The sequence below is a fragment of the bacterium genome, from assembly GCA_023150945.1.
Lineage (GTDB): Bacteria > Zhuqueibacterota > Zhuqueibacteria > Zhuqueibacterales > Zhuqueibacteraceae > Coneutiohabitans.
This window is the reverse complement of record JAKLJX010000007.1, coordinates 272,814-292,813: the sequence shown is the minus strand read 5'-3', so window position 1 is coordinate 292,813 and position 20,000 is coordinate 272,814. Positions and strand designations below refer to the sequence as shown.

Here is a 20,000-nt window from a genome sequence, read left to right as displayed (position 1 = left end):
GCGCGGCAACGCCGGTGCGCGCGCCTGGCACGCAGCAGCAAAGAGCAGTGAACCCCCTCCGCAAGGTGCTTCTGCGGTGTGACCGGGCAGGGGCAGGCGCGCCCCAACCGCGCGGCCGCGAACCCGCACGGAAAAAGTAGTGGCATCCGTGCCGGGCTTTTGTTATTCTCTGCTGCGCCGAAATTCCGCAGGAGCCGCGGCGCGGGCAAAGAAATCGCCGAACTCGCGGCAGCGGCGTGCGTAGAAGACGCTGAAAATTCCAATCCTCAAAATAGCGGAGGTGCCTATGTCAATGTGGACCGAACCCGCGGAGTTGGCGTGGTTCATTGTCGGGCTGGTGCTGGCGCTGGCAGAGTTCATCATTCCGGGGTTGATCGTCATCTTCTTCGCCGTGGGGGCGTGGATTACGGCGCTGGCCTTGATGGCGGGTGTGATCGGGTCGTTCAACGAGCAGTTGCTGGTGTTTCTGATTTCTTCGATTCTGTCGCTGGTGCTGTTTCGCAAGCAGGGCCAGCGCTATTTTGAGGGCAAGGTCTCGGGGAGGCTGCTGCCCGGCGAATCACTGGATGACGTGCAGGGCCAACGGGCGGTGGCGCTCACCGCGATCAAACCGAACGCGCTGGGCGGCAAAGTGGAGTACAACGGCACGCCCTGGGCGGCGGAAGCAGAAGTCGAGATTGCGCCCGGCGCCGTGGTGGAAATTGTCAGCCGCAACAATCTCACGTTACGAGTCAGACCGCTTTCCTGAAAGGAGGAAGGGATGTCGCTGCAAACCATCATCATTCTGGGATTGATTCTGTTTGCGCTGACCACGCTCGCGCGCACCGCGATCGTGGTACCGCAGAAGACCGTGTTCATCGTCGAGCGGCTGGGCAAATATTCCGGCACGCTCGAGGCGGGCTTTCATATTTTGATGCCGTTTGTGGACCGCGTGGCTTACAAGCATTCGCTCAAGGAAATGGTGATCGATGTGCCGCCGCAAACGTGTATTACCAAAGACAATATTCAGGTGGAAGTGGACGGCGTGCTTTACATGCAAGTCATCGATCCGGTAAAAGCTGCCTACGGCGTGAGCGACTACCGCTTTGCTTCGATTCAGCTCGCGCAAACCACGATGCGCAGCGAGATCGGCAAGATCGAGTTGGACCGCACTTTCGAAGAGCGGGAAAAGATCAACCATGAAATCGTCAACGCGGTGGACAAGGCCTCCGATCCCTGGGGCATCAAGGTCACGCGCTATGAAGTGAAGAACATCGTGCCGCCCGCCAGCATCCGCGACGCGATGGAAAAGCAGATGCGCGCCGAACGCGAGAAGCGTGCCTTGATCGCGGAATCGGAAGGCGACAAGCAGGCCAAGATCAACCGTGCCGAGGGCGACAAGCAGGAGGCCATCGCCAAGTCCGAGGGCGAAAAAATGAAGCGCATCAACGAGGCCGAGGGCCGCGCCCAGGAAATCGAGCGCGTGGCCATGGCGACCGCCAAGGGCATTCGTGAGATCGCGACGGCGATCAATGAAAAGGGCGGCCTGGACGCGGTGAATTTGCGCATTGCCGAGCAGTATCTCGGCGAGTTCGGCAAGCTGGCGCAGAAGAACAACGCGATGATCATCCCCTCCAACCTTTCCGACGTCGCCGGCATCGTGGCGGCGGCGGGCAAGATTTTCAGCACGATGAAGCCCGTCGAAGCCGCGGAAATGCGCAAGGCCTGAGCGCCGGCGGTTTTGCGATGCGCTTCGCTTTGCCATACCAAATGAAGGTTGCGAACGGCTGGCTCTAGTTCACTAACCGGAGTAGCAAGATTGTCCCTGCACCGATTGACCGACTAGAGCCAGCCGTTGACTGAACGAGTTCGTGAATCCAACTGTCACCTCACAGTCACACGCCGATGCTTCAGTGCCTGGGAGCAAACGATCCACAGAGCAAAGTACTCCCAACCACGCCTGAACGGCTCTGCTGGCGGGGACGCAAAGCAATGCCAGCCATTTTCATTTGAAATGAGCTACGAGCGCTTTGAGGCCATGTCGGCTTTCAAATCACCCACAGCTTATCACAGCGATCTTGCCGATATTCACGACCGCGGCTTTGGCGATTTCGCCCGCACGGCTGCGCCGGCTTTATTGGAAATGTTGCGGCGGCACGGAATCAACGATGGCCTCGTCGTCGATCTCGGCTGCGGCAGCGGCCTCTGGGCGCAGGCGCTGACAGCCGCCGGCTATGAAGTTCTCGGGATCGACATTTCCGCGGCCATGATCAAACGCGCGCGGCAGCGCGCGCCGCAGGCGAAATTCAAGCGTGCCTCTTTCTTTGCCATCGCTTTGCCGTCCTGCGCCGCAGTCACCTCGCTGGGCGAGTGTCTGAATTATCGTTTCGACGGCCGTCATCATCCGGCGGCGCTGGCGCGCCTCTTTGGCCGGGTGCATGCCAGCCTGCCTCGCGGCGGCGTGTTCATTTTTGACTTTCTCGAACCCGGGCAATGGCGCAACCGCAAGCCGGCGCAGCGCTGGGCGAGCGGCCGGGATTGGGCCACCCTGGTGCGCGCCGAAGAGGATACGGCGCAACGCGTGCTGACGCGCCACATTACCAGCTTTCGGCGCATTGGCCGGTTCTATCGCCGCCGGGAAGAGATTCATCGCCAGCGCCTCTATTCGCCTTCCGAGATAGCGGCGATGCTGCGACAGGCCGGCTTTTCGGTTCGCTGGTCGCGCGGTTACGGTGAAATGCGATTTCTGCCCGGCCACTGCGGCTGCCTGGCGCGCAAACGCTGAGTGCTCTTTTCTTCCGGTGCTTGTGGAAATTCAAGTGTGTTGCCGGCGCTTGATTCCGGTTGTCCCATGCGTAAGATTAAACAGGAGGTGTCATTCTATGGGTGTGATGCTGCAAGCGTTCTACTGGAATGCGCCGGGTGAGGAAGGCCGCGATGACAAGTGGTGGGAATATGTGCGTGCACAAATCCCCGGCCTGGCAGCCACCGGCTTCACCGCGCTGTGGCTGCCGCCGGCGCACAAGGCCGCCAATCTCGGCGGGCCCTCGATGGGCTATGATCCTTACGATTACTATGATCTCGGCGAGTTCGATCAAAAGGGCGGCGTGCCCACGTGGTTTGGCACCAAGGCAGAGTTGCTTGCCTTGATCCAGACCGCCCATCAACACGGCATGACGGTAATCGCCGACATGGTGATCAATCACAACAGCGGCGCCGATGCCACCGAAGTCAATCCCATCACCCAACAGGCACGCTGGACGCTGTTTCGGCCCCAGAGCGGCCGCTTCCCGCGCAACTGGGAATGCTTTCATCCCAACATGTATGAATCGTGGGACGAAAGCACGTTTGGTGACATGCCGGATCTTTCCCACCGCAATCCCTACGTCTTTGGTGAGATCATCAATCTCGCGCGCTGGCTGGTGGAAGAAATCGGCTTCGACGGCTTTCGCTATGATTTCGTGAAAGGGTATGGCGCGGGCACCGTGGCCGCGATCCAGGAGTATCGTTATCAGCGCAGCGGCCAGTTGTTCAAACCCTATGGCGTGGCGGAACACTGGGACAACGCACGCGCCATCGAGCAATGGGTCAACGTGACCAATTTTTCCAACACCAATCCGGTGGACGCCTTCGATTTCCCCCTGCGCGAGCTGCTCAAAGGCCTGTGTGATCAATACGGCTTTAGCCTGCGCAATCTCGTCGCCGGGGAGACGCTGCTGCAGGAGCAACCGGAATCCACCGTCACGTTCGTCGAGAATCACGATTTGCGCGACGAGGGGCGCGCCATCGGCAATGACAAACTGCTGGCCTACAGTTTTATTCTGGCGCACGAGGGCTATCCCTGTGTTTACTGGAAGGACTATTTCAACGCCGGGCTGCACCTGAGCGGCACGCCGCACGGCATTGCCGCTCTCATTCAGGCGCACGAGACCTATGCGGCGGGCACCACGGCCGTTCTGTATGTGGATGACGATTTTTACCTCATGCAGCGCACCGGCGCTGGCGGCAGTCCGGGATTGATCTACGCCCTCAACAATCGCGGCGACGCTTGGCGCGGGGCATGGGTCACCACGCAGTGGCGGAACGCGGGCTTCACGCCGGTGGCGTGGTGGAGTCCGACGGATCGCAATCGCCCCAACGACCAGCAAGCGGCGGCAGATGGCCGCGCCGAGTTCTATGCGCCGCCGCGCGGTTATGTCATCTATGCCCCCAAAATCTGAAACAGCGCCGACCTGCGCTGGCGGTGCCCGCTGCCGGCCTGGCCGCGGCTTCGCGAATTTGCGCACGCGCGGGACGCCTCGGGTATTTTGCCAGGAAACTTGTTCAAGCGCAGGAGAGTTATCACACAAAACACTGGAAGTCGGGATGTTGCTGTGCCATGTTCCCCTAATTGCGATGGCATCACGAAAGCTTTGGGCTCTGCCTTTTAGGGTTATGGAATCCGACGGCTTTGATCCGCACCGGGCTGCAGCCCGGTTCAATCGAACTTCAAACCATGACGAGGGTGAGGCTCCTGCTCGGCAGCGCTCACGCCCTCCTCGCCAGATTTGTGCCGCCTTATCGGAACAAACCTCGCGGCTTGAAGGAAGCCACTCAGAATCGTTCTGAGGCAGAGGGACTCAATAACCCCAATCAAGGAGTGCTTCATGGCAGACTATGCGAATCCTGAGGTGTTGGTTTCGACCGACTGGGTCGATCAACACAAAGGTGACTCCGGCCTGGTAATCGTCGAAGTCGACGTCGATACCAGCGCCTACAGTGAAGGCCACATTCCCGGCGCCTTGGGCTGGAACTGGCAAACGCAGTTGTGCGACACCGTCCGGCGCGACATCATCAGCCAGGCGGATCTGGAAAAACTCCTGGGCCAAAGCGGCATCAGCAACAATACCACCATCATTCTCTATGGCGACAACAACAACTGGTTCGCCGCCTGGGCTTTGTGGCAGTTGAAGATGTACGGCCACGAGGACGTGCGGCTGATGAATGGCGGCCGCAAGAAGTGGCTGGCCGAAGGCCGGCCGCTGACCCAGGAGGTGCCGGCCGTCAAACCGGTGAGCTATCGCGCCAGCCTTCCCAACCTGGCGTATCGCGCTTTTCTCAACCAGGTGCAAAAGGCCATGACTTCCGGCAACGCCGTTTTGGTCGATGTCCGCTCGCCCGATGAATTCACCGGCAAGATTCTCTCGCCGCCCGGATTGCCGGAAACCTGCCAGCGCGGCGGCCACATTCCCGGCGCCAGGAGCATTCCCTGGGCGCAAGCTTGCAACGATGACGGCACGTTCAAGAGCGCAGACGAGTTGCTCGCGCTTTACGGCGGCAAAGGCGTCACGCCGGACAAGGAAGTGGTCGCCTATTGCCGCATCGGCGAGCGCTCCAGCCACACCTGGTTCGTGCTCAAGTACCTGCTCGGCTTTCCCAACGTGACCAACTATGATGGCTCGTGGACGGAGTGGGGCAATCTGGTGGGCGCGCCGGTGGAGAAGGGTGCGTGAGCCATGCAAGCCGAAGAGTATCGCTCAGAGATTCGGGAGGTGGCGGGTGTCAAGCTCAATCTCACCTGCTACAAGATCGGCAGCGCCTATCATTGCCACATCGCGAACGTGGATCCGGGCGCGACCATTGCGCGCGCCACGGCCGCCACCGCCGCTGAGGCGGAAGCGCTGGCAATGCAAAAGGCGCGGGAGCGGCTCAAGGTCAAAGCAGTGTGACGCTTGACCGTGACCCTGCGCTTGGTGCAAATAAAAATCCCCGGCACAGTTCACTGGCCGGGGATTCTTGTTTTCTGACGCTGAGGAGAATCAGTTCTTCACCAGCAACCCCACCACTTCACAATGTGCGGTGTGCGGGAACATATCCACGGGCTGGACTTTTTGCAGGTGATACTGCTGGCGGCACAGGTCCTTGAGATCGCGCGCAAAGGTCGAGGGATTGCAGGAGACATAGACAATGCGTTGCGGCGCCAGCTCCAGCAGCTTTTGAATGACCTTGGGATGCATGCCGGCGCGCGGCGGGTCGGCGATGACCACCTCTGGCCGGCCCCAGCGGTGGATCAGCAGCGGCACCTGCGCCAGCTCATCTTTCAAATCACCCAGGATGAAGTGGCAATTGCTGATTTCATTGATGCGGCAATTGACGCCGGCGTCGTAAATCGCCTGGGGCACGATCTCAAAGCCGAGCACCTGGCGCGCACGTTTGGCCACGAAGATCGAGATGGTGCCGGCGCCGCTGTAGAGATCGTAGACCGTCTCTCCGCCGGTGAGACCGGCAAAATCGCGCGCAAAGGTGTAGAGCATTTCCGCGCCTTCGGTGTTGGTTTGGAAGAAGGAATTGGCGGAGATCTGAAACTTGCAATCGCCGATCTGATCGCGCACGAAGCCGGGGCCTTGCAGGATGATCTCCTCCTCGCCGATTGCGACCTGCGCTTTCGAGCGGTTGAGGTTGTGCACGATGGTGGTGATCTCCGGAAATTCGGCAACGAGCTTGCGGCTCAGCTCGGCCACCGCCTCGCGGCCGCCGGGCGCATCGGTGGTCACGAAATTGATCATGAATTCGCCGGTGCGTTTGCCCTCGCGCAACACTAGGAAGCGCCAGAAGCCGGTGTGATCCTGCGTGGTGTAGGGCAGCAACGGGTGTTGCTGGACGGCTGCGCGCACGAATTGCAGCACGCGGTTGCTGCGCTCGGAAAGCAGCCAGCAGGCCTCGATCGCCAGGGTCTTGTCATAATGATTGGCGGCATGCAGGCCCAGGGCAAAATCGCGGCCGGCGGTGAGCTGGTTGCTCTCGATCTCGCTGCGCGTCAGCCAGCGCTGGCGGGAAAAGGAAAACTCCATTTTGTTGCGGTAGAAGAAGGCCTGCGGCGAGCCGATCGCTTCCTCCACCTGCGGCTGAGCAATGCCGGCAATGTGCTCGATGGTCTCGATCACCTGGCGGCGTTTGTAAGCCAGTTGCACTTCGTAGCGCAGATGCTGCAACAGGCAGCCGCCGCACTCGCCGAAGTGCTGGCAGCGCGGTGCAACGTAGTTTTCCGACTGGCGCAGAACCTCGAGCGCACGGGCTTCCGCAAAGGCCTTTTTCTTTTTGAGAATCTGCGCGCGCACGCGCTGGCCCGGCAGGCCTTGGCCGACGAAAATGACGTAACCGTTCAGCCGCGCCAGCCCCTTGGCGCCGAATGCCAGGCCCTCGACCTCCAGTTCGATTTCACTGCCTTTTTTGAGAGTGATGTCCATCTTTCTGCCAACACGTTGTCCGTTGTGAACTCTGCCAATGGCGGGCACGGCGCCCATCCTCCTCGAGCGGCGGGGCAACTCCACCGGTGCAGAGGCGGGCGGAATCATACTTGGAGCCGCACCAACTCGCGCTGCGGCTCGGTGTAAATCTCCGGACCTTTTTCGCCGGCGTAGACATTGATCTCAAGGCGCACACCGAATTCCGGCAAATAGATACCGGGCTCGATGGAAAACGCCAAGCCGGGAACGATGTCGCGGGAGTCGCGCGTTTCGAAACTGTCGATATTCACCCCGCTGGAGTGCACCTCGGTGCCCAGGCTGTGACCGGTGCGATGCACGAAGTATTCGCCGTAGCCCGCATCGGTAATGAACCGCCGCACGACTTCATCGACCTGGTAGCCTTTCACGGCTTTGCCCGCCTGCCAATTCTGCCGCAGGAAATCCACGCCCAGATCCCGCGCCTGACGCACGGTGTCAAATACCTTCTGCACCGCGGCCGGAACGGACTGGCCGGCAAAACCCACCCAGGTGATGTCGGCAAACACGGCGCGCGGCGTTTTCTTCTTGGCCCAGAGATCGATGAGAATGACGTCGCCCTTGTGGATCGGGCTGTGCACCTCGGCGGTAGGGGCATAATGCGGATTGCTGGCGTTGCCGTTGACCGCCACGATGGGAGGCGAGTCCGTGATGCAATCTTCCTGCGCGAAGCGATCGAGAATGAACTGCTGCACCTCATACTCATTGAGGGCGCGGCCCGCCTGCAACGCGGCTGCAATCATTTTGAAAGCCTCGTGCTGTGCCGCGTGCACGACTTGGGCCGCGGCCACGTGGCTGCGCAATTGCTCCGCACTCCATTTGGCCATGAATTCTTGAATCAAATTGGCGGAGGTGACGAGGTCGACGTTGAAGGAGCACAACAGCTCGAACATGCCGGCATCGAGATAGGACGCGGTCGGCACATCATTACCCGGAGAGTACTCCATGGCGATCTTGCCGGGCCGGGGCAGCAGCTCATCCAGGCGCTGACGCATCTGCGCCAAACCGGCATAGAGCGTCATGCGTCCCGGCAGGGGAGGAAGATTCATCTTCTCGATGGCATGGGCGAGCAACACCGGCTCACCGGCTTGCGGGATGAAATAAAACCAGCGCCGGGTGATGTGATAAGCGGCCAGGTCGAACAACTCGCGCGCGACGGCATTCAACCCACGAAAGTCATAGATCAACCACCCGGCCAGTCCTTCACGGCGCAGCGCCGCTTGCACGGCGGCAATGTCAAGCGGAAACACCGGCGTTTCCTTCATTGAGGTATCTCCTTTCCAAAGTACCCCCGGGATTTTCGAGCACGGCTATCTTGATTGTTCGTTGGCGTTGTGCGGACGGGCGGCTCATGTTCTGACCACTCCTGCGGTGCTGGTCGGCGCGGGCGGAATCGGTTGCGGTTCAGGAGCAGGCGCTTGCCGGCATGCGTCGGACGTGCCCGCGTTGGCTTGGACGCGCCGCAGCGCGGGGCAAAGCGTGTTGGCGCGAAAAATGACAGTCAGGAATATACCGGCAAACAGGGTCAAATTCAGAAGCAACCGCAATCACACCAAGTAAGGCACCGTGACCGCCCCGTTGGGCAGCAAATAGCAGGATTTCGCCTCCGGCAGCCAGTGGGCGGCAAGTTGCAATGCTTCGCCAAGGCCGGCTGCCATGTGAAAGCCCAAACCGCCAACCTCTGTCGCCTCCATCTCGCTGAGCAGAATGATGCGCGCCTGCCCTGCCTTTTGCCGCATCGAAACTTCCAGCGCTTCCCGGAAATGAGGCTGGTGCAGAAAGTCGCCGGCCATGCTTGGCGGGCCTGGTGAAACTGCGCCGCCGGCAGTTTGCTCCAGCGCAATGCCCTGATCGCATGCCGCCGCCAAAATCACCACGCCGCCCGGCCGCACCGCGGCCATGGCGTGATGCAGGGCGCGGTGCGCCTCGCTGAAGCTCTGATCATGGGGCGCGCCGCCGCCGCTGACAATCACCAAATCCGCGGGTTGGGAAATGGGAACGCGATAGAGATCATCCACCTGATGGCAGCCTGCGGCAAAAGCCTGCAGCGCCTCGCCGGCCACCGCGCCGATGACATTGCCGCAATCATTCAAGATCGTGTGCAGCAGAAAGTCAATGGATAGAAAGCGGAACGCTTCGCGAATATCTTGTTGTAGTGGATTGCCGTCCACGACGCCGGCGCGGCAATGGGGATGCAAGCCGCTGCCGCCGGCTTCCAGCGCCAAACCGTACAGCCGCTCGATGGTCTCGGTGCCGGCACAATCCGGCACGATCAAGCTGGGGCCGCCGGCGTAGCCGGCAAACGGATGCAGCTTCACTGCACCGGCCAGAATCACGCGGTCAAAATCCAGCAGCAGGCGGTTCACGAAAATCGGTGTGCCGCGCCGCGTGCGGCCGGCGTATTCCAGCGCGTTGGCCTCTCTTGCGTCGTGGTAAATCACCGCCGGTGAATCCCGGCGAGTGTTTGCCAAGCCCAACAAATCCGGAACGCCATTGCGCCGCGCGCCCCAGGTGCCGGCCACCAGAATGGTGAGGTCGCGACCCGCAAGCCCCAAGCGGTGCAACCGCTCCACCAGGATCGGTAGGAATATCCCGCCGCCTGCGGTCTGCACGTCGTCGGGCACAACCAATAAGACGTTGCCGGCGCTGCGAAAGACTTCATCGAAAGGATGGCAACCCAGGGGGTGATCCAGTGCCTGGGTGATGAGATCCTCGGGTTTCTGCAGCGTGGCGATGTATTTGGGTTTCAGCTCGGCGAATTGGCGTGGCGGCCGAAATTCCGCCTGAATCGCGCCGGTGCCGTATTTCAGTTTCAGAATCATGAAGGCTTCAAATCCGGAAAAAGGCCTGGGCCGCAAGGTGGTTGGGACGAGGCACGCGCGCCGTTGCCGCCCTCCGGCTCGTTTTGCTGTGCTGACGCCTTTGCAGGCCGCGCAAGGTATCAGATTTTGCCAACAATGTCAACCACTTTGCCCTGCTGAAATCGTTTTCAAGTAATACACTCCCAGACCGGCTGTTTTGAGATGAGACATTTTTTTGAAATTTCTGCAATATCTTCGCGGTCAGGTCGAACGGCATAAAGATCCGCATAATACTCGACTTAAAACGAAGGCGCCAGTTTTGATTCTCTGGCACAAAGTTGGCTAAGAGTAGAAGCGAAGATTCAACTGACGCAGTTTGGTTACAACTTCACCAGCAGTCACGGCACCTCGCCGCACCCAGCTTGCACGACAACGTTTGACAACGGCGATGGGACGACCGAGTTACATCACGGAGTTCGGCTACCCCATCATCCATTATACTTCCATCCTTAAAACTCGTTTTTAAGGACACCTACCCCAAAGAGAAGGGACACGGTTTCGCGCGCCGTGTCCCTTTTTTGTTGCGGTTCACTTGGCCGCGAAGATCGACTTTCGTGCTTTGCCCACCTCCACTTTGCGAGGCTTGGAAACCTGTGATGCTGCTCCTCGAAGTCTACCCTCGCCTCAAACCGTTTGAAGAGGCCGGCGCGGCCAGAATTCACTTGCCTTTTAGAGCGCGGTTGGATATTTTGGCGCCACTTTGACCATTCTTCTCGGTGCATGTTTTATTATTTACTTGGCTTTAGTCGGCTGGGTAATGCGCGGCATCTGGCGCTATCGTGAGCCGGCTGGCGAGCGCGCCGTACCCGAGTGCCCGCCGGTCACGATCATTGTTGCCGCGCGCAATGAAGCAGCGCATCTCGCGGACCTCAACTCGTGTCTGCAACGCCAATCCTATCCCAATGATCTGCTGCAAATTATCATCGTCGATGATCGCAGCGAGGATGCGACCCCGAACCTTCTGGCAGAGTTGCAGAGACACAGCAGATTCGAAGCTCTGCGCCTCGAAAACGTTCCAGAGCGATACAGTTCCAAGAAACATGCGCTCACCAACGGCCTGGCCGCGGCGCAGCATGAAATCATTCTGCTGACCGATGCCGATTGCCGGCCCGGCCCGGATTGGGTGAGACTTCTGGTCGCATGTTTTCGACCGGACACGGTGGCAGTTGTGGGCTTTTCGCCGGTGATAAGTCCCAATCCGGCAATGAGCGGTTTGCTGCTGCTCGACAGTTTGGCCGTAGCCGCTGCCGGCCTTGCGGGAGTGGGCTGGCGCAAGCCCTTCCTGGCAACGGGGCGGAATCTCGCTTATCGCAAGTCCGCGTTTGCGGCTGCCGGTGGCTTTGCCGGATTCGCGCAGCAGGTTTCCGGCGATGATGATGTGCTCCTTCAGCAATTGGCGCGGCAGGGCCCAGTCGAGTTTGCCCTGCCGCCGGAGTCGCAAGTGCTGAGCCCGGGCGGCCCACGCTCGCTGCGCGCCTGGATTGGGCAGAAGCGCCGGCACATTTCCGCGGCTCAAAGCTATGTGCCTGCCGCGCAGCTCGGCTATTTGATTTTTCATGCGTGCAATGCCGCGCTCTGGCTCGCGCCGTTTCTTGCCGGTTGGCCGGGTCTGCTGCTGCTGGCGTTGAAAGCCACTGCGGATTTCCTGGTGTTGCGCAGCGCGGCAGCGCGTCTGGCCTGCCGGCCGCGTTGGATTTTCCTGGGCGGATGGGAACTCACGCATCTTATTTTGCATCTGCTCGCCGGCGCCGCTGCATTTGTGGGCAAGCCCCGCTGGAAGAAGTGACTGGGACACCTACCGGATGGTAGGTGGGTTTGTTGAGTTGTGAGTGGACGGCGCAAAGAAAGCCCATCCAGCAAGTACATGAAATTTGAGTTAGATCTTACCCGAAAGCAGGCATCATGTCAGGCTAGCTCTCAGAAATAGCCATCCTTATGCTTCGTATTCTATTAGGGTTCACTTGGTCCGTCAGCAAAACGATAGCGGGCCATTGAATGTCGAGGACAAGTCATGCATTTGAACTATTTGCCGCTTCGTTTTACTTCCAATCTATTTCGTGGTGGCATTCTCTCTTTCGATGGGAACGAGACGGAACTTAGCATAAAGGAAAATGTTCTCTCTCGAAAGCTTCGTGAGCTCCGGCAGCAGCATGCATCAACACATGTTTTTCACGCCTTAGGAAATACCATCGTTTGCATCGGGTTAACGCCAGACGCGCCGTTGATCGGGCAGGAAAAACAATTCGACACCTTGAACGATTTCCAGCTTGCCAATGCGCTTGCCCGAAATGCTCTATTCCGGTTCTTCAAATCAGCCAGCAATCACACAGTCATTGGTTTCCGACCGGTGACTCTGCTTCTTGAGAATCGTAACTTGTCCAGCGTTCGGCAGGACGTTTTCGGCATCTTCCCCGAATATACTTTCGACGTTCGCCCACTCGCTCCGCATCAAGGTGCGATCACGAGCGGCGTACTGATAGGCTTTGGCATCCGATACATTTTCTTGAAGACCGTCGCCGCTCTTCACGCCGAAGGGATACCGCTCACGGGTCTGTATGTTGTCCGTATTCGAGATGACGCTGATGTTGCCACGCCCTTCGAGCGAAGGTACCTGGGTCGTGTTGAGCAGGTACGAAATGGGGTGGTAATTCTTTCGGATTCGGACGTGGAAGAGTTTTCACTGGATAGCTGCTATCTCGAAGGGAGTCCTACCAATGTCGAAGTCGTCGGGAAGTCACTGCTGGGCGACAAATACGATGCTTTTTCACATAGCCTACTGGAGCAGACATTTGAAGTTTTGGGCGCGGAGAATCAGGTAAACCGTCTAAATAAGCTTGGTACCTGGCTTGAAGAGAAATCTCCCATTCCGTGCAGCGCGGGGTTGAGCATACGCATCAACAAAAAGCCTCATGACTGCCCGAAGGGTACGGATGCCGGTTATTCCCATACTTTCAATACACCTAGTTGCGTTCTACGACCCGGCGGCTCAATAACAGTTCTCTGGCCGGTTGACAAGCAGATTGATCTTCATGGTCCGTACGATGTTGAGTCGTTTCCCGATAAGCGCGTTAAAATTGCTGTGATCTGCCCGGAAGAATTCGTAGGCGAAGTTGGTCAATTTCTGAAACAACTCAAAGAAGGCGTAAATTCCACCAACCCCGATGCCCCATTTCGACAAGGCTTCATGCGTAAGTATCATCTCAACGCATGCGACTTCACGTTTCATGAGGTGAAGCGGGCGGACGCATCATTGGAGGATGCCTATAAGTTTGCATCTCTGGAAGCGTCAAAAGAAAAACCGAATCTTGCCCTGGCCGTTATCCGAGAGCAGCATCGGGACTTGCCAGACGCTAAGAATCCTTACTACACGACAAAAGCCCGATTGATGGCGCAGGGCGTTCCTGTTCAGTTGTTGAAAATCGAAACGCTTCGTCGGCAAAACATCGAATATGTACTCAATACCGTCAGCCTCGCGATGTACGCCAAGCTCGGCGGGATTCCGTGGACGCTGGCTTCTAACCCCGACTTGGCACATGAGATAGTCATCGGTATCGGCAGTGCCCGCCTGACCGACAGCAGACGCGGAGCCGGTGAGAAGGTGATAGGCATTACGACGGTCTTTAGTGGAGATGGACAATATCTCTTAGCGAACAACACTCAGGAAGTATCCGCCGAGCAGTACCTCGAGACCCTTATCCACTCCCTTCAAGAGACGGTTGCGGAGTTGCGCAGCCGTTTCGGATGGAAGCCGAAGGATCGCGTCCGGTTTGTTTTCCACCAGAGTTTTAAGAAATATAAGGATATAGAGGCGAAAGCGGTCAAAATCTTCGCGGCATCTCTTACAGACTTTGATGTTCAATATGCGTTCCTTCATGTGAGTGACTCTCATAATTGGATGCTCTTCGATCCCCTCGCCAAGGCAGTGAAATTCGGCAGAGCAACGAAGGGGAAAATGGTGCCGCAACGAGGACAATGCGTCCCGCTTGGCCCCAACACTGCGCTTCTCACGCTTTCCGGCCCCTATCAGGTCAAAACATCGCTTCAAGGTTGCCCGCATCCGATTCTTGTTAGTATTCACGAGGATTCAACGTTCAAAAGTTTGGACTATCTCACGCGGCAGGTCTTTAACCTCAGCTTCATGTCATGGCGAGGATTTAATCCTTCCACTCTGCCGGTATCCATCTCGTACTCTAATATGATTGTCGACCTTCTCGGCCATCTGCGCCACGTGAAGAACTGGAATCCTGAGATACTTGCAACCGCACTGAAAGAAAGAAGATGGTTTCTATAGCTCACAATCTCTATCTACAGTCGAGTTTGGATCGCCTTCGTGTTGCCGTTCTGGAGCAAAACTGCCCAGGTTCGGTGGAGGGGCTTTTAGCCCATCACATTCTCAAAGATGATGCCCGAGCCACCATTGACTGGAAGGTTGAATGCACTGATGCATGGATTGATACAGAGTTCAAGCCAACGAATCTTGATCATGTCTCGGCTCTAGGGTATGCTCTGTGGGCGAAGCCAAACTTTAAGTTCAATGCCCAACTTCTTAATGGCCTCAGCCGGATTCGAGAACGAGACCCTTTCAAAGGTGAGCATCTGAGTCTCGCATGTAACCCAACGCGTTTACTCGGCATCATCCTTGGCAGTCTTGCACTCGGCGATGACGGCTTGGAAACTCTTCATTGGTGTAGAGAAGTGTTGGAGAAAATGCAGCAGAAGGGTGTGGCCAGCTTTGATCCAGTGGTGCAATATCTTTTTTTCCGCGCCTTCGATACGAAGATACCAAGTGTGAGTCTTGCTGCGACAGGCCTGTATCAATTGGCCTTCTCCGACTGGGCTATTCGCCATCAAATTTATCAAAACGAGCCGTCACAGCAGCAAATAGATAACGAACGCCAGAGTATCCTGTTCCAAACGGCGACAAATCTTCATTTCGAGTCCGCCTCCCAAGCGGCTTTCATTTGGTCGAGTGTAAATTCGATTCTTTTTCATGCTTTAGGAACAGCGTTATTGCAGCCAAGGCACGTGGCAGCAGTGCTTCATAATTTTGAGTCTGCAATGAGGCGCTGGCGTTGGGATAGGGACGAACTTCAGACGCCCATTAAGTGGCCGGTCACACAAGAGCGCGAGGTGCAAGACATTCTTTGGCTGATTCTCCGCTCTTATTTTCCAGATGTCGTCGATGAAGATACGTTACCGAAATTCGGCCACTCCACCTACAAGGCAGATTTTGGAATCGGATCGCTGAAGCTCATCGTTGAGGCAAAATTTGCGACGAGCAAGGATGACTTTAAGAAAATCGAAAAGGAGGTTCAGGAAGATTGCATTCCCTATCTTCGCGATCTACGTTATGAGTCATTAATTGTGTTCATCTATGATGATTCGGCAAGCGTCCAGGAACATGATATCACCCGGCGTACGCTATTGGAAATTCCTGGCATTGTGGATGTTGTGATCGTGAGCCGTCCGTCGCAACTACCTCCAAAGAATGCTGATTCACGACGACATAAGTGACCCCACAGTGCGGCGCGGCTTGGCGGCGCTTGATCGCGACGGACGGCACCCCCGCGCGGCTTCAGCTTTTCGTGAACATGATTGTCAATCCCCTTCATGCTACGTGGAGAAAAATCGACCCGCAATGATCAATCTGCCCATCTTGCCCGCTGACACGAAAGTTGCAGAGCCTGCCGCCGATGCGCCGGCAGCCAGCTCCGCCGGTTTCGATCGTTGGGAAATGCCCTTCGGCAAGGAAGTCGCCTTCGGCCGGCTGCTCAAGACTCTCACGCTGAAGCGCTTGTGGAATGCCGCCCAGACGCTTGCCTCGTTCACATTGTCCGCGCTGCTGAAAAGAAGCATCGTCTGGGGCGTGCCGCCGGTGCTCACCATCGAGCCGACCAACATCTGCAATCTGCATTGCCCGCTGTGCGTGACCGGCAACGGCACGATGGAACGGCCCAACGGCCGCATGGATTTTTCCACCTACACCCGGCTGATCGATGAGCTGAGCGACCGCGCCCTGTACGTGGTGTTCTTCAATCAAGGCGAGCCTTTCATTCACCGCCGCTTCACCGAATTGGTGGCTTATGCCCACCGCCGCGGCCTGTACACCACCACCAGCACGAATGCGCATTACTTCGATCCCGCCACCGCCGAGGCCACCGTGCGCAGCGGCCTCGATACCCTGGTAATTTCGGTGGATGGCGCAACGCAGGAGACTTACAGCCGCTATCGTGCCGGCGGCTCGCTGGCCAAGGTGCTGCAGGGCATCCGCAATCTAGTGGCGGCCAAGCAGCGGCTGCGCAGCAAAACGCCCTATCTTTTCATGCAATTTTTGTTGATGCAGCACAACGAACACGAGCTCCCGGCCATGGCGCAGCTTGCGCGGGAACTTGGCGTTGATCGGTTTTTGAAGAAGAACATTCAAGTGGAAACACTCGAAGAAGCGCGCGCCTGGCTGCCGAGCGAGGAGCGTTATCGCCGCTACCATCTCACCGAAAGTGATTTTGCCGTGAAGAGCGGGCGCGGCGTGTGCCCGCGGCCGTGGCTGACGACGATGGTGAACTGGGACGGCACGGTGGTGCCCTGTTGCTTCGACAAGAACGGCCATCACACCACCGGCGATCTGCGCACCGCCTGCTTCGCCGAGGTGTGGGAAGCCGGCGCCTATCAGCAATTCCGGCGGCGCATGCTGACGCAACGCGCGAGCATCGATATTTGCCGGAACTGCAATCAAGGTATCGGCCTGTTTGTTTGATCGTGGCGCGGCCGCACCGGCCGCTCGGTTCAATCCCTTTTCAACCCCAAGAGCAACGTGACGCAAGTCCTTCTCAAGCGCTTCGAGCGCATGCCCGAGCTTTTCATTCGATTGCTGCCGCGACTGTGGTGCCGCGCGCCGGGGTCGCAGCGGCGCGTTTATCTGACCTTCGATGACGGCCCGCATCCCGAGCGCACGCCGCTCATTCTGGAGGTGCTGGAGGAGTTCGGCTTGCCCGCCACCTTCTTTCTCATCGGCAAACGGGCGCAGCGGCATCCGGAGCTGGTGCGCTCCCTCGCCGCGCGCCATCGCATCGGCAATCACACCTGGCATCATCCCAATTTGCGCTGGCAGGGGGCGAAGACCTTTGCCGCCGAGTTGGAATCGACCCGCAAGCTTTTGGAAGATCTCGCGGCCGCGCCCGTGCGCTTGTTTCGGCCGCCCTATGGCGCGTTTGGGCCGTCGCTGACGCGCTACGCGCGCACGCACGATCATCAAATCGTGCTGTGGCAGGTGTTGCCGTGGGATTTCCGTCCCGAGCGCACCGCCGCACAGATTGCCGATTGCCTGGTGCGCCACACCACCGCCGGCAGCATCATCGTGCTGCATGACGGCCATGCCTGCGCCGGCAAAACTGCCGCGGCCCTGCGCGCCTGCCTGCCCGTGCTGCTCAGCCGCGGCTTCACTTTCGCGGCGTTGCCCAATGTTGATTTTGAGGCCGAACCTGCCGCTGCAGCCGGCCCGTCCGCCCGGGCTGCGGTTGAATCGCAAAATGCTTGAGCGGTGACGGCACTTTCTCCAGCAAAAGAATTGTTTGACTTTTTGCGCCCCCCTGTTATTTTGAAGGCCGGTTTTTTCTGCAAACCGACTCGGCGCAACCTGTGTGTGCGCGCCGACGTGATCAATTCTCAAGTATTCCCACCATCAACAGACTGAGGATGTGAAGATGAAGAAGAATCTCGCTGTTTTTGTTGCCGGCGTTTGTTTGGCAGCTCTGGCGGGCTGTGAACAAAAGCCGGTAGCAATCGAGCAAAGTCCCGTCGAACGGGGCAAGTATCTCGTCAACATCGGCGGCTGTCACGACTGCCACACGCCCAAGGTGATGAGCCCGGCCGGCCTCCCGCTGCCGGATTCTGCCAGAATGCTGTCGGGGCATCCGGCTGACGCGCCCTACCCCACGTGGAATCCGAGTGATTTGCAACAGAACAACGCGCTGGGACTGACCAATCCCATGCTCACGGCGTGGGCCGGCCCCTGGGGCGTGAGCTTCGCCATCAACCTCACGCCGGACATGGAAACCGGCATTGCCGAGTGGACCGAAGAAACGTTCATCCAGGCGATGCGCACCGGCAAGCATCAAGGCCAACCCAACGGCCGCGAAATTCTGCCGCCCATGCCCTGGCAAAACGTGGCACAGATGACCGACAGTGATCTCAAAGCGGTGTGGGCTTATCTGCGCACCCTGCCGCCCATTCAAAACCAGGTGCCGGTGCCGCCGGGCGCGCCACCGGCTCCGGGAAATTGATTCCGGTCCGGCATGCGAACTGCAAAAACAACCGCACGCATTGGCCTGTGCCTTTGCTGTTGGTTCCTCTTCGGCGGCACTGGGCTGCATGCCCAGTCCGCCGCCGTTCCTCTTTATCATTCCGTTTATCCCTTTCTGGAAAAACTGGTCGCCTATTTGCCGCAGCGCAGTCTTGATCTGCACGTGATTCCGGTGGATCGTGAGCAGGTGCGGCAAATTCTGCTGGCGGCGCGCGCAGCGCGCCGCCAGCTTTCCCGCGCCGATGAGGCCCTGCTCGAACAATACCTCGCGGAATTCACGGATCCGGCTGCCGGCGCAACGCGGCCCGCCGGTGCGGAGCGCAATTTCTGGCGCTATGAAGAACGCGGCGCCCGCCTCTTCGTCGATGTCTTCGGCATGCAGCGCTTCGAATTCCAGCGCGGGGATAGCGCCGCGGAAGATTTGGAAATTTCGCGCACGCGCGCCGGCGGCCGGTTGCGCGCCCAGCTTCCGCCGCGCTTGTTGCTGGCGGTGGAGGTGAGCAATATTATGGAGCGCGGCGCGCCCGATTCCGCAGAGGTGCTCACGCCCGGCAGTGGCCGGCCGGTGGTGCTTTCCGGCGAGTCTGCTTTCCAGGAGACCGCGATCGGTTATGCCCGGCTGCAACTGCCCTGGTTCGAAATCGAAGCCGGCCGCAATCAGTTCGCCTGGGGCGTGAGCCCGCTCACGCAGCTCGCCCTCAATCGCGAGAATCAACCCTTTGATCTCGTGCGCTTGGATTCCCGCTGGCGGAAGTTTCGCTTCGTGTTCGTGCACGCCAACCTGCGCGCGGCACAGCACAAGTTTCTGGCGGCGCACCGCCTGGAGATCATGCCGTTCTCGAATTTCCTGTTTGGCGCCGGCGAGGTGGTGATCTATGGCGATCGCGGCGCGGAGTTCGAGTACCTCAATCCGCTCATGCTCTATCACGCCGCCGAGCATCTGCTGGGCGACAAAGACAACAATGTGCTCACGCTCGATTTCACCTGGTTTCCGCGGCCGGGCGTGAAACTCTACGGGGAGCTTTACATCGACGATTTGAGTCTGGAATTTCCTCTCGGCACGTATTTCGGCAACAAGCTTGCCTGGCTCGCGGGCGGTTTTTGGGCGCAGCCATTCGGCTGGCGCAGCGCGGAGCTGCGGCTGGAATACAGCCGCGTCGATCCTTTCGTCTACACCCACGAATTTCCCCAAAACATCTACGAGCAGGATGGCGAAGGCTTGGGCAGCCGCTACGGCCCGAATGCCGATCGCCTCGCGCTGGCACTCGGCTGGCAGCCGCATCGCGATCTGCGCCTGACCAGCCAAGTGCGCTGGCAGCGCAACGGCCGCGGCGATTTGTTTCGCGCCCACCGGCCGGAAGACGGCAATGCCAAGGGCTTCTTGCAAGGCACGTTGATCAAGACGCTTGATTGGAGTTTGGCCTTGGAGAATCAAATCCGGCGGGAGGTCTATTTGGGGATGGCGCTGGAGTGGGAGGCCCGAAAAAATGCGGGCTTCGTAGCCGGCGCGACCGCCCACCGCCGGCAAGCCGCGTTCTCGCTGCGCGTGGATTGGTGAGGCGCCCCACCGGCCGAGTCGAGCGTGCTCACGATTTGGGT

At 58.7% G+C, this 20,000-nt stretch carries 17 protein-coding genes; 13 read left to right on the top strand and 4 right to left on the bottom strand.

Annotated features, from left to right (window positions below; genetic code table 11):
- Positions 1-286 precede the first annotated feature (286 nt).
- From L6R21_12195 to L6R21_12170, 6 genes are all read left to right on the top strand, one after another.
- The gene (locus L6R21_12195) at positions 287-748 is read left to right on the top strand and encodes an NfeD family protein (GenBank protein MCK6559947.1); all 462 of its coding nucleotides are present in this window, start codon (positions 287-289) and stop codon (positions 746-748) included.
- Between the two features lie 12 nt (positions 749-760).
- On the top strand, positions 761-1,708 hold the full coding sequence (locus L6R21_12190) for a paraslipin (protein MCK6559946.1): 948 nt from the start codon (positions 761-763) through the stop codon (positions 1,706-1,708).
- Positions 1,709-2,017: 309 nt separating this feature from the next.
- The gene (locus tag L6R21_12185; protein ID MCK6559945.1) at positions 2,018-2,764 is read left to right on the top strand and encodes a methyltransferase domain-containing protein; all 747 of its coding nucleotides are present in this window, start codon (positions 2,018-2,020) and stop codon (positions 2,762-2,764) included.
- Positions 2,765-2,861: 97 nt separating this feature from the next.
- Positions 2,862-4,199: an alpha-amylase gene (locus L6R21_12180; protein MCK6559944.1), complete on the top strand. Its 1,338-nt coding sequence runs from the start codon at positions 2,862-2,864 to the stop codon at positions 4,197-4,199.
- A 426-nt stretch (positions 4,200-4,625) separates the two neighbouring features.
- The gene (locus L6R21_12175; protein ID MCK6559943.1) at positions 4,626-5,471 is read left to right on the top strand and encodes a sulfurtransferase; all 846 of its coding nucleotides are present in this window, start codon (positions 4,626-4,628) and stop codon (positions 5,469-5,471) included.
- Positions 5,472-5,474: 3 nt separating this feature from the next.
- On the top strand, positions 5,475-5,687 hold the full coding sequence (locus tag L6R21_12170) for a hypothetical protein (GenBank protein MCK6559942.1): 213 nt from the start codon (positions 5,475-5,477) through the stop codon (positions 5,685-5,687).
- 90 nt (positions 5,688-5,777) lie between these two features.
- On the opposite strand, the gene rlmD is transcribed toward L6R21_12170, so the two are convergent.
- The 4 genes from rlmD to L6R21_12150 form a co-directional block, all read right to left on the bottom strand.
- The gene (gene rlmD / locus L6R21_12165; protein MCK6559941.1) at positions 5,778-7,205 is read right to left on the bottom strand and encodes a 23S rRNA (uracil(1939)-C(5))-methyltransferase RlmD; all 1,428 of its coding nucleotides are present in this window, start codon (positions 7,203-7,205) and stop codon (positions 5,778-5,780) included.
- A gap of 104 nt (positions 7,206-7,309) precedes the next feature.
- Positions 7,310-8,506: a M24 family metallopeptidase gene (locus L6R21_12160; protein ID MCK6559940.1), complete on the bottom strand. Its 1,197-nt coding sequence runs from the start codon at positions 8,504-8,506 to the stop codon at positions 7,310-7,312.
- Positions 8,507-8,788: 282 nt separating this feature from the next.
- On the bottom strand, positions 8,789-10,063 hold the full coding sequence (locus L6R21_12155) for a lactate racemase domain-containing protein (protein MCK6559939.1): 1,275 nt from the start codon (positions 10,061-10,063) through the stop codon (positions 8,789-8,791).
- A gap of 7 nt (positions 10,064-10,070) precedes the next feature.
- Positions 10,071-10,319 carry a hypothetical protein gene (locus L6R21_12150; GenBank protein MCK6559938.1) on the bottom strand — a complete coding sequence of 83 codons (249 nt, stop codon included), beginning with the start codon at positions 10,317-10,319 and terminating at the stop codon, positions 10,071-10,073.
- 540 nt (positions 10,320-10,859) lie between these two features.
- Between L6R21_12150 and L6R21_12145 the strand changes: the two genes are divergently transcribed.
- The 7 genes from L6R21_12145 to L6R21_12115 all read left to right on the top strand — a co-directional run bounded on the left by L6R21_12145 (position 10,860) and on the right by L6R21_12115 (position 19,959).
- A complete protein-coding gene (locus L6R21_12145) occupies positions 10,860-11,888 on the top strand; it encodes a glycosyltransferase (protein ID MCK6559937.1) in 1,029 nt (342 codons plus the stop codon).
- A 225-nt stretch (positions 11,889-12,113) separates the two neighbouring features.
- A complete protein-coding gene (locus tag L6R21_12140; protein MCK6559936.1) occupies positions 12,114-14,393 on the top strand; it encodes a hypothetical protein in 2,280 nt (759 codons plus the stop codon).
- The gene (locus tag L6R21_12135; GenBank protein MCK6559935.1) at positions 14,381-15,616 is read left to right on the top strand and encodes a hypothetical protein; all 1,236 of its coding nucleotides are present in this window, start codon (positions 14,381-14,383) and stop codon (positions 15,614-15,616) included. Before L6R21_12140 ends, L6R21_12135 begins: the two co-directional genes overlap by 13 nt.
- Before the next feature lie 124 nt (positions 15,617-15,740).
- A complete protein-coding gene (locus L6R21_12130; protein MCK6559934.1) occupies positions 15,741-16,856 on the top strand; it encodes a radical SAM protein in 1,116 nt (371 codons plus the stop codon).
- Between the two features lie 57 nt (positions 16,857-16,913).
- On the top strand, positions 16,914-17,636 hold the full coding sequence (locus L6R21_12125) for a polysaccharide deacetylase family protein (protein ID MCK6559933.1): 723 nt from the start codon (positions 16,914-16,916) through the stop codon (positions 17,634-17,636).
- 166 nt (positions 17,637-17,802) lie between these two features.
- Positions 17,803-18,381 carry a c-type cytochrome gene (locus tag L6R21_12120; protein MCK6559932.1) on the top strand — a complete coding sequence of 193 codons (579 nt, stop codon included), beginning with the start codon at positions 17,803-17,805 and terminating at the stop codon, positions 18,379-18,381.
- Between the two features lie 12 nt (positions 18,382-18,393).
- Complete coding sequence (locus tag L6R21_12115) at positions 18,394-19,959, top strand: capsule assembly Wzi family protein (GenBank protein MCK6559931.1); 1,566 nt, start codon at positions 18,394-18,396, stop codon at positions 19,957-19,959.
- Positions 19,960-20,000: the final 41 nt, after the last annotated feature.

What these genes read in the sequence shown, in the direction of transcription:
- L6R21_12195 (MCK6559947.1), top strand. Translation starts at nt 287, where the DNA reads ATGTCAATGTGGACCGAACCCGCGGAGTTGGCGTGGTTCATTGTCGGG.
- L6R21_12190 (MCK6559946.1), top strand. Translation starts at nt 761, where the DNA reads ATGTCGCTGCAAACCATCATCATTCTGGGATTGATTCTGTTTGCGCTG.
- L6R21_12185 (MCK6559945.1), top strand. Translation starts at nt 2,018, where the DNA reads ATGTCGGCTTTCAAATCACCCACAGCTTATCACAGCGATCTTGCCGAT.
- L6R21_12180 (MCK6559944.1), top strand. Translation starts at nt 2,862, where the DNA reads ATGGGTGTGATGCTGCAAGCGTTCTACTGGAATGCGCCGGGTGAGGAA.
- L6R21_12175 (MCK6559943.1), top strand. Translation starts at nt 4,626, where the DNA reads ATGGCAGACTATGCGAATCCTGAGGTGTTGGTTTCGACCGACTGGGTC.
- L6R21_12170 (MCK6559942.1), top strand. Translation starts at nt 5,475, where the DNA reads ATGCAAGCCGAAGAGTATCGCTCAGAGATTCGGGAGGTGGCGGGTGTC.
- rlmD (MCK6559941.1), bottom strand. Translation starts at nt 7,205, where the DNA reads ATGGACATCACTCTCAAAAAAGGCAGTGAAATCGAACTGGAGGTCGAG.
- L6R21_12160 (MCK6559940.1), bottom strand. Translation starts at nt 8,506, where the DNA reads ATGAAGGAAACGCCGGTGTTTCCGCTTGACATTGCCGCCGTGCAAGCG.
- L6R21_12155 (MCK6559939.1), bottom strand. Translation starts at nt 10,063, where the DNA reads ATGATTCTGAAACTGAAATACGGCACCGGCGCGATTCAGGCGGAATTT.
- L6R21_12150 (MCK6559938.1), bottom strand. Translation starts at nt 10,319, where the DNA reads ATGCCGTTCGACCTGACCGCGAAGATATTGCAGAAATTTCAAAAAAAT.
- L6R21_12145 (MCK6559937.1), top strand. Translation starts at nt 10,860, where the DNA reads ATGCGCGGCATCTGGCGCTATCGTGAGCCGGCTGGCGAGCGCGCCGTA.
- L6R21_12140 (MCK6559936.1), top strand. Translation starts at nt 12,114, where the DNA reads ATGCATTTGAACTATTTGCCGCTTCGTTTTACTTCCAATCTATTTCGT.
- L6R21_12135 (MCK6559935.1), top strand. Translation starts at nt 14,381, where the DNA reads ATGGTTTCTATAGCTCACAATCTCTATCTACAGTCGAGTTTGGATCGC.
- L6R21_12130 (MCK6559934.1), top strand. Translation starts at nt 15,741, where the DNA reads ATGATCAATCTGCCCATCTTGCCCGCTGACACGAAAGTTGCAGAGCCT.
- L6R21_12120 (MCK6559932.1), top strand. Translation starts at nt 17,803, where the DNA reads ATGAAGAAGAATCTCGCTGTTTTTGTTGCCGGCGTTTGTTTGGCAGCT.
- L6R21_12115 (MCK6559931.1), top strand. Translation starts at nt 18,394, where the DNA reads ATGCGAACTGCAAAAACAACCGCACGCATTGGCCTGTGCCTTTGCTGT.